This window comes from Collimonas fungivorans, assembly GCF_028292705.1.
Taxonomy (GTDB): Bacteria; Pseudomonadota; Gammaproteobacteria; order Burkholderiales; family Burkholderiaceae_D; genus Collimonas; species Collimonas fungivorans_B.
In genome coordinates, this window is sequence record NZ_JAQGLV010000264.1 from 1 (window position 1) to 10,895 (window position 10,895).

Consider the following 10,895-nt stretch of genomic DNA (forward strand, 5'->3'; position numbering starts at 1 on the left):
AGCGTCTGGAGTTACGAGGCGCCTTATGCAGCTGTGGCTGAGATCAAGGATCACCTGGCGTTTTACCCGGACCGTGTCGACGCCATAGAAGAACTGCCCGCGAGTTAAGCGAAGTTAAGCGATTTCCGCGGCGCGCGCCAACTGCGACAGGCGCCGCACCAAGGGTTCGAACAGTTCGGCGGACGTGTTGCCGTAGCCGAGCACCAGGCCGTTATCCTCGGGGCCGGGCTGTAGCGCGAAACCCGACAGCGGGTAGGGCGAAATGCCGTAACGGCGCGCGGCCTCGGCAATCTTGCGGTCCGGATATTGCGCCGGCAGCCGCACCGTCAGGTGCAATCCGCAGTGACCGCCTTCGATGGTGTGCGGCACCTGCATGTGCCGCGCCATGGCTTCCCGCAGCGCCTGCTGGCGGTCGCGGTACAAGCGCCGCATGCGGCCCAGGTGCCGGCTGAACTGGCCGCTTTCGATAAACTCGGCCAGCGCCAGCTGTTCGTAGCGGTGGCCGCCGCGCAGCATTTCCTCCAGCGGCGTCTGCAGCGCGGCCAGCAGCGCCGCCGGCAGCACCAGGAATCCCAGCCGCAGCGACGGGAACATGGTCTTGCTGAACGTCCCCACATACAGCACCGGTGCCTGCGCCACCAGTCCTTGCATGGCGCCGATGGATTCGCCGGCGTGGCGGAATTCGCTGTCGTAATCGTCTTCGATGATCCAGGCGCCATGGCGGCGCGCTTGCGCAATCAGCTCCAGGCGGCGCGCCACCGTCAGCACGGCGCCTGTCGGGTATTGATGCGAGGGGGTGCTGTAGATCAGGCGCGGCGGCGAGTGCGGCGGCCGGGATTTCCAGTCGCTTTCAGCGACCACCAGGCCGTCGGCATCGATCCGCATCGGCGCTATGTGCAGGTCGCCCGCATGCATCGCTGCCTTTGCTCCGCGATAACCCGGATCCTCGACCCAGGCGGTATCGCCGGGATTTGTCAGCAAACGTACGCATAGCGTCAGGGCTTCTTGCGCGCCCTCGGTAATGATGACCTGGGCCGGCTCGCAGCGTACGCCGCGGGCGACTCCAAGGTGGCGGGCGATGGCGGCGCGCAGCACCGGTTCGCCCAGCGGATCGCCATAACCCAGGGCCGACGGCCCGCCGCGGCGGATCGCACGGTCGACGGCGCGGCGCCAGGCCGCCAATGGAAAATGGGACAAGGCCGGCACGCCCGGCCGCAGCGTCGTGCTGGCGTCGCTGCGCGGCGCGCTGGGCTGGATGTGTCTGAGGCGCAGTGCGGTGGCCGGCGCCGGCGACGGGTTGCGCTCCGTGCGCGGAGGCGGACGCGAGAGGGTCGCCACCCGAGTGCCCTGGCGGTCCGGCTCGACATAACCTTCAGCGGCAAGCAAGTCATAGGCGGCCGTCACCGTGTTGCGCGAGATCGACAGCGCCTCGGCCAGGGCGCGCGAGCCGGGCAGGCGGCTGCCGGGCGCCAGCCGGCCATCCAGGATGGTTTCCTTGATACGATGGTGCAACTGGCGCTGCATCGGCGGCGCGCCGCTGTCTTTCCGCAGCGGCGCTTCGAGCAGGGCTTGCGGCAAGAGGGTTGGGGCGGTCGTCATGGACAAGGCGTGCCGGGTGGCACCATGAAATATATATGATGTGGCTCTTTTTCCAGGGCCACGAAAAGCCTACTTTAGCACATGCCCCGGCGTATGCCCGGCCTCATCCAGCAAGGAAACTCCTATGTCCAGCACTTTGAATCCCTACCAGCAGCCAATCGGCGAGCCGTTGCCTGACTGGAGCGCCCGCGCGCGTCCGCCGCACAACGCCGCCATCGAAGGACGCTATTGCCGCCTCGAGCCGCTGGATGCACAACGCCATGCCGCCGGCCTGTATGCCGCCTACAGCAAGGCGGAAGATGGCCGCGACTGGACCTACATGTCGGTCGGCCCGTTCGCTGACGCCGCCAGCTACCGCACGCATGCCGAGCAGGCAGCCGCCAGCACCGATCCTTTGCACTATGCAGTGATCGAGCGCAAGACGGGAAACGCGGTCGGCACCTTGTCCCTGATGCGGATTGACCCGGCCAACGGCGTCATCGAAGTCGGCTTCGTGGCGTTTTCTCCCTTGCTGAAACGCACGCCGGTTTCCACCGAGGCCCAGTACCTGCTGATGAAACACGCCTTCGATGAACTCGGTTACCGGCGCTACGAATGGAAATGCGACAGCCTGAACGGACCTTCGCGCCAGGCCGCCGCGCGCCTTGGTTTTCAGTTCGAAGGTATATTCCGCCAGGCCACCGTCTATAAGGGGCGTTCGCGCGATACGGCGTGGTTCTCCATCATCGACAGCGAATGGCCCGGACTGCGCAGCGCCTTTGAAAAATGGCTGGCGCCGGAGAATTTCGATGGGCAAGGGCAGCAGCGTACATCGCTGACGGCGTTGCGCAAGGTTGAGCCGGTGACCACTTAGTTTCCGCTTTTCCCCGCTCATCCACTATAGAATGTTGGGCACGGCCCTGGCGTCGCTTTGCTGCCAGGCCGCTGCCAACAACGTCCCTTTCCTCAGCACTGGAGACCCGCACATGAAACACAATCCCCTGGCCAAGTCGCTGCTTGCAACGGCATTCGTCCTTTGTTTTTCCTGCGCACAAGCCGCTTCGCTAGCCCCGGCCGCCGCCGAAAACGGCATGGTGGTCACGGCCCAGCACCTGGCCACCCGCATCGGCGTCGATGTGCTGAAGGATGGCGGCAATGCCGTCGATGCGGCAGTGGCGGTCGGTTATGCGCTGGCGGTGGTGTACCCGGCCGCGGGCAATATCGGCGGCGGCGGTTTCATGACCATCCAGCTGGCCGACGGTCGCAAGACTTTCCTCGATTTCCGCGAAAAAGCGCCGCTGGCGGCCACCGCCAACATGTACCTCGACAAGAACGGCAATGTGGTCCCCAACCTGAGCACCAAGGGCCACCTGGCGGTCGGCGTGCCGGGTACAGTGTCTGGCATGGAGCTGGCATTGAGCAAGTACGGCACGATGAAGCGCGCCACGGTGATCGCGCCGGCCATCAAGTATGCGGAAGACGGCTTTGTGCTGGACCAGGGCGATGTCGACATGCTGGACACCACGACCGAGGTGTTCAAGAAAGACGCGGCCGACTCGGGCGCCATTTTCCTGAACAAAGGCGAACCGTTCCGCGTCGGCCAGAAGCTGGTGCAAAAGGACCTGGCAAAGACCTTGCGCGAAATCAGCGCCAAGGGCAGCGACGGCTTCTACAAGGGCTGGGTAGCGCAAGCCATCGTCGCCTCCAGCCAGGCCGGCAAGGGCATCATCACCCAGCCCGACCTCGATCAGTACAAAACCCGTGAACTGGCGCCGGTCGAATGCGACTACCGCGGCTACCACGTAGTTTCGGCGCCGCCGCCGAGCTCGGGCGGCGTGGTCATCTGCGAGATCATGAACATCCTCGAAGGCTATCCGATGCAAAACCTCGGTTTCCGCTCGGCGCAGGCGATGCACTACCAAATCGAAGCGATGCGCCATGCCTATGTCGACCGCAACAGCTACCTGGGCGATCCCGATTACGTGAAGAACCCGCTGGCGCGCCTGCTCGACAAAGGTTATGCAACCAAGATCCGCAGCGCCATCGATCCGCACAAGGCCGGCGTCTCGCAGGACATCAAACCTGGCGTCGAGCCGCATGAAGGCAGCAATACGACGCATTATTCGATCGTCGACAAATGGGGCAATGCGGTGTCGGTCACCTACACGCTGAACGACTGGTTCGGCGCCGGCGTCATGGCCAGCAAGACCGGCATCATGCTCAACGACGAAATGGACGACTTCACGGCCAAGATCGGCGTGCCCAACATGTACGGCCTGGTGCAGGGCGAGGCTAACGCCATCGCTCCCGGCAAGCGTCCGCTGTCGTCGATGAGCCCGACCATCGTCACCAAGGACGGCAAGACCGTCATGGTGGTCGGCACGCCTGGCGGCAGCCGCATCATCACCGCGACCTTGCTGACCATGCTGAACGTGATCGACTACGGCATGAACATCCAGGAAGCAGTCGATGCGCCGCGTTTCCACCAGCAATGGCTGCCGGAAGCGACCAACCTCGAACCGTACACCCTTAGCCCCGATACCCAGAAGATCCTGGAAGGCTGGGGCCAGAAGTTCACCGTGCCGCAACCGTTCAACCATGTCGCCGCGATCCTGGTCGGGGCGCCGTCGCTGGCCGGCAAGCCGGTCGGCAAGAACCGTTTCTACGGCGCGAACGATCCGCGCCGCAACTCGGGACTTGCTCTGGGTTATTGATTGACTTATTGATTAATTAACGTGCAGCCCCGCCAGGGGCTGCTTCTGCAGGATGGACCAATGATGTCACAAGATATTCAAGCGCAATACGATGCATTCAAGCAGCTCGGCCTCAAGCTCGACATGTCGCGCGGCAAGCCGGCGCCGGAACAGCTAGACCTGTCCAGCGCCTTGCTGCAGCAGCTCGAGGGTTTTACCGCGGCGGACGGCACCGACACACGCAATTACGGCGTCGCCAGCGGCCTGCCCGAAGCGCGCGCCTTGTTCGCCAGCCTGCTCGATGTGCCTGCCGGACAAGTGGTAGTGGACGGCAACGCCAGCCTGGCGCTGATGCACGACGCCATCGTGTTCTGCCTGCTGTACGGGATTGCCGGCCAAACGCCATGGAGCCAACAGCAGCCGGTGACTTTCCTGTGCCCGGTGCCAGGCTACGACCGCCATTTTTCGATCTGCCAGTCGCTCGGCATCAAGATGGTCAGCGTGCCGCTGAACGACGACGGCCCGGACATGGAACTGGTTGAAAGGCTGGTTGCCGCCGACGCCAGCATCAAGGGCATGTGGTGCGTTCCCAAATACAGCAATCCTTCCGGCAGCATCTATTCAGCCGAGGTGGTGCAGCGCCTGGCCGCCATGAAGACCGCGGCGCCAGATTTCCTGCTGCTGTGGGACGACGCTTACCGCCTGCATCACCTGAGCGAGCAGAAGCACACCACCATCAATGTGCTGGAAGCCTGCGAGCGCGCCGGCAACCCGGAGCGCGCCATCGTTTTTGCCTCGACTTCCAAGATCACGCTGGCAGGTTCCGGCCTGGCCGCTTTGGCTTCATCCCCCGCCAACATCGCCTGGTGGCAGCGCAACACCTCGGTGCGCACCATCGGCCCGGACAAGATCAACCAGTTGCGCCATGTACGTTTCCTGAAAGACCGCGCCAATGTCGAAGCGCTGATGGAGCGCCACCGCCAGCTGCTGAAACCGAAGTTCGATGCCGTGCTTGCGCAATTCGACGCTTACCTTGGCGATGTCGACGGCGTAGCCTGGACCCGGCCGCACGGCGGTTATTTCATCGACCTGGTCACGCCGGCGGGCTGCGCCAAGCGGACTATCGCGCTGGCGAAAGAGCTCGGCATCACGCTGACGTCTGCCGGCGCTGCTTTCCCTTATGGGAACGATGTCGAGGACAGGCATATCCGCATCGCTCCCAGCTTCCCGTCGCTGGACGAAATTTCACAGGCGGCGAAGGGGATTGCGCTGGCCTTGAGGGTTGCCGTCGCCAGGTAAGACGACGATGGCAAAGCTGATCAGGCCTGGTCGCGGACTGGCTTGATGTCGGGACGGTGGCGGACAAACGGCAGGGGAGGCGGCTCCGGCATCTCGAGGATCAGCTGACCGAACTCGCAAGCGGCCTGGGTCTTGCCGCTGCCGCTCCAGATCAGGGAGAAGTCGGCGCTGGGCAGGGGCGGCAAACCGTACTGGCCGTCGACGATTTTCATGCCTGGCTCGAGGTCGTCGCGCGTCAGCACCGTTACTGCAAGCCCGCCTAGCACTGCTGCGCGCAGGCCTTGCTGGCTGGGCGAGGTGAATACGACGTGCCATTCGAGCGCAGTGCGGTCCAGCTCCACGACGCCGGCCTGGCGATAGATGCAGGGCGCCGGAAAAAATGCCAGCGGCAGCGAGGCGCCAGGAACCATTTCGAAATTTTCCGCCGCCACCCACGCCAGCCGGGTGCGCCGCAATACCGTGCCGCTCTCGCTGCGGGGCACCGATATCACCACCGCCAGGTCGAGCTCATCGGCCGCGATCATTGCCGGCAAATCGAGATTCATGCTGACATGGACTTCAAGCCGGACCGCGGGGAAGGCGCGCGCGAACTGGCAGAGCAGCGGCGGCAGCCGTTCTCCCATGAAGTTTTCCGGCACTCCGAACCGCACCACGCCCGACACCGGCGACGGCCGGAAGCGCCGCGCCATGGCGTCGAGCGTATGCAGTATCTGTTCCGCATAGCGCAGGAAATCCTCGCCGTCCTCGGTCAAGGTCAGCTTGCGTGTAGTCCTGTGCAGCAGCGGCCGGCCGGTTTGTTCTTCCAGGCGGCGGATCTGGTGGCTGATCGCGGACTGGGTCAGGTGCAGTCGTTGCGCCGCGCGGGTGAAGCCGCCGGTTTCCTTGACGGCGACGAAGGCGCGCAAGAGTGTCGGATCGAAGTCCATGGTGCCCGATAGATGATGGTTGCTAATGAATGCCACAAAATTAAATCATTTCTATCATAGAGCAAATCCGCCCACAATGTTTCCTCCGATCCAACAGGGTGCACATGCTCATGATCCTCTCCCACGCCAGCAGAAACAGAATCGCCCTGGCCGCCGTCTGCCTGACCGCGCTGATGTTCGGCCTGGAAATTTCCAGCGTGCCGGTGATACTGCCCACCCTTGAAAAGGTATTGCACGGCAGTTTCAAGGACCTGCAATGGATCATGAATGCCTACACCATCGCCTGCACCACGGTGCTGATGGCGGCCGGCACGCTGGCTGACCGTTATGGCCGCAAACGCATCTTCATCATCAGCCTGGTCCTGTTCGGCATCACGTCCCTGATTTGCGGCCTGGCGCAAAGCGCGCCGCTGCTGATCGCCAGCCGTTTCCTGCAAGGCATGAGCGGCGGCGCCATGCTGATCTGCCAGATCGCCGTGCTGTCGCACCAGTTCCAGGAAGGCGCCGAACGCAGCAAGGCGTTTGCCATCTGGGGAGTGGTGTTTGGCATCGGCCTGGGTTTCGGGCCGATCATCGGCGGCATGATCGTGGTTGCATCAAACTGGCATTGGGTGTTCCTGGTCCATGTTCCGCTCGCTATCCTTACGTTGTTGCTGGTTCTCGGCAGCGTCGAGGAATCGAGCGATCCCCAGGCAAAAAAACTGGACTTGCTGGGCATCGTCACGCTGTCGCTGTCGGTGTTTGGCCTGACCTACTACATTACGCAAGGGCCGGAGCTGGGTTTTGCCAGCTACACCGGCATCGGGATCATCGCTGCGGCGGCAATCTGCTTCGTCATTTTCCTGTTCGTGGAAAAAACCAATCCGCATCCGATGTTCGACTTTTCCGTATTCAGGATACGCAATTTTTCCGGCGCCATCATCGGCTCCATCGGCATGAATTTCAGTTTCTGGCCCTTCATGATTTACCTGCCGATCTATTTCCAGAGCGGCCTGGGCTACGACATCGTGGCCGCCGGCTTGTCCTTGCTGGCCTATACGCTGCCGACGCTGGTGATCCCGCCGCTGGCGGAACGCCTTGCGCTGCGCTACCAGCCGCGCCTGGTGATTCCTTGCGGGCTGTTCACGATCGGGCTGGGTTTCATCCTGATGAAATACGGCAGCGGCGCCGAACACGCCAGCTGGCTGACCATGCTGCCGGGATCCCTGCTGGCGGGGATTGGCCTGGGCCTGACCAATACGCCGGTGACCAACACCACCACCGGCTCGGTGCCGGTCACGCGGGCCGGCATGGCTTCCGGCATAGACATGAGCGCCAGGCTGATTTCGCTGGCCGTCAACATTGCCTTGATGGGGTTCATACTGATGGAAGGCATCCTGTCTTACCTGAGGAGTGCTTTTCCGGCATCGTTCGATACGTTGCGGCTGCGTGTTCTGGCGGAAAAAATAGCTTCGGGAAACTTTACTTCCCTCAAGCAGGGTTTTCCGGAACTGTCTTCGTTGGATGCGTCCGGAACGGTGGTGCATGCGGCGCTGGTGCACGGTTTTGGCCTGGTGATGCTGTACGGCGGCATTGGCGTCTGGGTGCTCGCTGCAATCAGTTTCAAGGTGTTCGGGCCGGAGCGGGCGCCGCTGCGCAAAACGGGCAGGAAGATCAGCGAATCCCTGTAGATAGCCGCAACTTGTCGGGCAGCCTGGCGCCGGTTACAAATTATTTGCACTAATAAGTTTACTTTTCCTTCATTTAAACTACACTGTGTAGTGTAATTGTTTTAGCATGGCAGGAAATCGTCAACTAACCGGCAACAGGACAAGCAGCATGGCAAGCGAAACGCTCACAACTCTCGATACCAATATTCCCCCAACGTCATCGCAGCGGCGCGACGGCAAGTTCAGGAACCAGCTTCCCAAGCACAAAAACGGCTTGTGGAAGACCTTGCAGATCCTGTGGCGTTTTGCCGTCAGCAAGCCGGCCGGCACGGTGCCGGCCAAGCCGATTCCGGTGCAGGCGATCAGCCGCGAGCAGCTGCTGGCGGCGCCGGACCGATCGCTGTTCCGCCTGGGACATTCCACCATGCTGCTGAAACTGGGCGGCGAGTTCTGGCTGACTGACCCGGTGTTTTCCGAGCGCGCCTCTCCTTTCCAGTGGATCGGCCCCAAGCGCTTCCACCAGCCGCCGATCAGCATCGCCGAGCTGCCTCCGATCAAGGGCGTGATCCTGTCGCACGACCACTATGACCACCTGGACCATGACGCCATCCTGCAGCTGGCCGGCAAGGCAGAGCATTTCCTGACGCCGCTGGGAGTAGGGGATACGCTGGTCAAATGGGGCGTGCCGGCGGAAAAGATACAGCAGCTGGACTGGTGGCAAAGCACCCGGGTAGGCGGCCTGCAGCTGGTAGCCACGCCTGCGCGCCACTTTTCAGGGCGCGGCCTGAGCGACGGCAACCGTACTCTGTGGGCGTCCTGGGTAATACTGGATGGCGATCTGCGGCTGTTCTTCAGCGGCGACAGCGGCTATTTCGGCGGCTTCAAGGAAATCGGCGAGCGCTACGGCCCATTCGACCTGACCATGATAGAAACCGGGGCCTACAACCTTGACTGGCCGGATGTGCACATGCAGCCGGAACAGACCCTGCAGGCCCACCTGGACCTGGGCGGCAAGCATCTGCTGCCGGTGCATAACGGCACTTTCGACCTGGCCTTGCATGTCTGGCAGGACCCGTTCGAGCGCATCGTCGCGCTGGCCGAGCAGCACGGCGTGCCGGTCAGCACGCCGCAGATGGGCGAGCAGCTCAGCCTTGCCGAGCCGCAGGCAGGAAGCCGCTGGTGGCGGGAGCAGCTTGCCTGATCTTGATCGCATTGCACGGCATTCAATTTAAAGTAAATTATCTGAAGTAAAATATTAAAAGTAAAAGATTAAATATCAATCATAACTAGTTGATTTATATATTTAATTAAATCAACTAGTTGACAAAACACCTCCCTAAGCAGTCTCATTATCTGTTTCAGTGGGTATGGATCTTGCTGGCAAATCCAGGCAAAGTGACGTCCGAGTCATGCGTATATTTCTCGACGCGCAGACATTGTGCAATAGTCGCTTTGCCGTTCCAGAAACTTTCCCAGGATAACCAGCAGGAGCCATATGAAATACGTACCGACAGCTTCATTGATTGCGGCAGCCGCACTGATTACAGGCTGCGCCAGCCAGCCAGCATCTTCCGGCGCGGCGCATTACCCGGGCCTCAAGACGCTCGACGGCAATCCGCCGCTGGTGATCGGCCACCGCGGGCTGGCCGGCCTGTATCCGGAAGAAATCATTGCCGGCTACCAGGCAGCGATCGCCGCCGGCACCGATTCGCTGGAGATGGATCTGATGTCGTCGAGCGACGGCGTGCTGTTCGTCTGCCACAACCCGTTCCTGAGCGACACCACCGATGTCGCCAGCCATCCCGAATTCGCAGCGCGCAAGAAATCGCGCACGGTCGACGGCGTGGCCGTGCCGCCGGACTGGTATATCAGCGATTTCACGGCTGCCGAGCTGAAAACCCTGCGCGTCAAGCAGCCGATCGCTGTCCGCAGCCACCAGTACGACGGCATGTATCCGATGGCGACATTCCAGGAAGTCATCGACCTCGCCAAAGCCACGCGCGCCGCCAATCCCAACAGCACCCTGACGATCTATCCGGAAACCAAGAACCCGATCTACCAGCGCGCGCTGGGTGTGCCGCTGGAAGAAAAACTGCTCGCGATGCTGATCAAGGAAGGCTGGAACACCCATGATTCCCCGGTGTTCGTGCAGTCGTTCGAGCCGGAAAGCCTGAAGCTGATGCGCCGCCTCGGCCTGAAAACCAAGGTAGTCCAGCTGATGGACGGCGACGGCACCGATTTCAAGACCGGCGTCATGACCTATGGCTCGCCGGACACGGCCAAGCCTTTTTCCTGGCTGCAAAAAGGCGATCCGCGCACCTTCGCGGCAATGGCCACGCCTGAAGGCCTGGCTGAAATCAAGACCTATGCCGACGGCATCGGTCCGTGGAAGCTTTACATACTGCCGCCGCAGGGCGTGGACGCCGCCGGCAACGCCGTGAAGAAGCTGTCGGATGCGTCCAACATGGCGCCGACAAATCTGATCCCTGACGCGCACCGGTTGGGTCTGTTCGTGCATCCGTTCACCTACCGCGACGAACCGGCGCGCTTGACCCGTACCTATAACGGCGATCCGAAGGCGGAATACAAGGCCTATTTCGAGCTGGGCGTGGATGGCGTGTTCACCGATTTCACGCCGACTGCCAGGGCAGCGCTGAATGAATGGCTGGCGACAAAGCAAGCCAAGTAACAATCCCGTTGTTTAAGCTCCGGGCTCTACTTTTCTTTACTTGAGCCCGGCGCCAGGAAAC

Annotated in this window: 8 protein-coding genes and 1 pseudogene; 7 read left to right on the forward strand and 2 right to left on the reverse strand. The window is 62.0% G+C overall.

Annotated elements, in window-relative coordinates; genetic code table 11:
* Positions 1–108, forward strand: a 108-nt coding sequence (locus JWQ61_RS14835; protein ID WP_304361212.1) for a DUF427 domain-containing protein, incomplete at its 5' end; no start/stop codon positions are given.
* Between the two features lie 6 nt (positions 109–114).
* On the opposite strand, the gene JWQ61_RS14840 is transcribed toward JWQ61_RS14835, so the two are convergent.
* Positions 115–1,599, reverse strand: a complete 1,485-nt coding sequence (locus tag JWQ61_RS14840; protein ID WP_304361204.1) for a PLP-dependent aminotransferase family protein — start codon at positions 1,597–1,599, stop codon at positions 115–117.
* A 124-nt stretch (positions 1,600–1,723) separates the two neighbouring features.
* On the opposite strand from JWQ61_RS14840, the pseudogene JWQ61_RS14845 reads away from it, so the two are divergent.
* From JWQ61_RS14845 to JWQ61_RS14855, 3 genes and pseudogenes are all read left to right on the forward strand, one after another.
* A pseudogene (locus JWQ61_RS14845) lies at positions 1,724–2,428 on the forward strand (GNAT family N-acetyltransferase); the annotation flags it as partial.
* A 136-nt stretch (positions 2,429–2,564) separates the two neighbouring features.
* Complete coding sequence (gene ggt / locus JWQ61_RS14850) at positions 2,565–4,292, forward strand: gamma-glutamyltransferase (protein WP_304361206.1); 1,728 nt, start codon at positions 2,565–2,567, stop codon at positions 4,290–4,292.
* A gap of 60 nt (positions 4,293–4,352) precedes the next feature.
* Complete coding sequence (locus JWQ61_RS14855; RefSeq protein ID WP_304361207.1) at positions 4,353–5,570, forward strand: aminotransferase class I/II-fold pyridoxal phosphate-dependent enzyme; 1,218 nt, start codon at positions 4,353–4,355, stop codon at positions 5,568–5,570.
* A gap of 20 nt (positions 5,571–5,590) precedes the next feature.
* Here the strand turns inward: JWQ61_RS14855 and JWQ61_RS14860 are convergent, their stop codons facing one another.
* The gene (locus JWQ61_RS14860) at positions 5,591–6,532 is read right to left on the reverse strand and encodes a LysR family transcriptional regulator (protein ID WP_304361208.1); all 942 of its coding nucleotides are present in this window, start codon (positions 6,530–6,532) and stop codon (positions 5,591–5,593) included.
* Positions 6,533–6,606: 74 nt separating this feature from the next.
* Here JWQ61_RS14860 and JWQ61_RS14865 point away from each other — a divergent pair, with 74 nt between their 5' ends.
* From JWQ61_RS14865 to JWQ61_RS14875, 3 genes are all read left to right on the forward strand, one after another.
* Entirely contained in the window at positions 6,607–8,166 is a 1,560-nt protein-coding gene (locus JWQ61_RS14865) for an MFS transporter (protein WP_304361209.1), read from the forward strand.
* A gap of 148 nt (positions 8,167–8,314) precedes the next feature.
* Positions 8,315–9,346 carry an MBL fold metallo-hydrolase gene (locus JWQ61_RS14870; protein WP_304361210.1) on the forward strand — a complete coding sequence of 344 codons (1,032 nt, stop codon included), beginning with the start codon at positions 8,315–8,317 and terminating at the stop codon, positions 9,344–9,346.
* 294 nt (positions 9,347–9,640) lie between these two features.
* A complete protein-coding gene (locus tag JWQ61_RS14875; RefSeq protein WP_304361211.1) occupies positions 9,641–10,834 on the forward strand; it encodes a glycerophosphodiester phosphodiesterase family protein in 1,194 nt (397 codons plus the stop codon).
* The last annotated feature ends 61 nt before the right edge of the window (positions 10,835–10,895 follow it).

Excerpts from the sequence above, each read along its gene's own strand:
- JWQ61_RS14840 (WP_304361204.1), bottom strand. The coding sequence starts at position 1,599 with ATGACGACCGCCCCAACCCTCTTGCCGCAAGCCCTGCTCGAAGCGCCG.
- ggt (WP_304361206.1), top strand. The coding sequence starts at position 2,565 with ATGAAACACAATCCCCTGGCCAAGTCGCTGCTTGCAACGGCATTCGTC.
- JWQ61_RS14855 (WP_304361207.1), top strand. The coding sequence starts at position 4,353 with ATGATGTCACAAGATATTCAAGCGCAATACGATGCATTCAAGCAGCTC.
- JWQ61_RS14865 (WP_304361209.1), top strand. The coding sequence starts at position 6,607 with ATGATCCTCTCCCACGCCAGCAGAAACAGAATCGCCCTGGCCGCCGTC.
- JWQ61_RS14870 (WP_304361210.1), top strand. The coding sequence starts at position 8,315 with ATGGCAAGCGAAACGCTCACAACTCTCGATACCAATATTCCCCCAACG.
- JWQ61_RS14875 (WP_304361211.1), top strand. The coding sequence starts at position 9,641 with ATGAAATACGTACCGACAGCTTCATTGATTGCGGCAGCCGCACTGATT.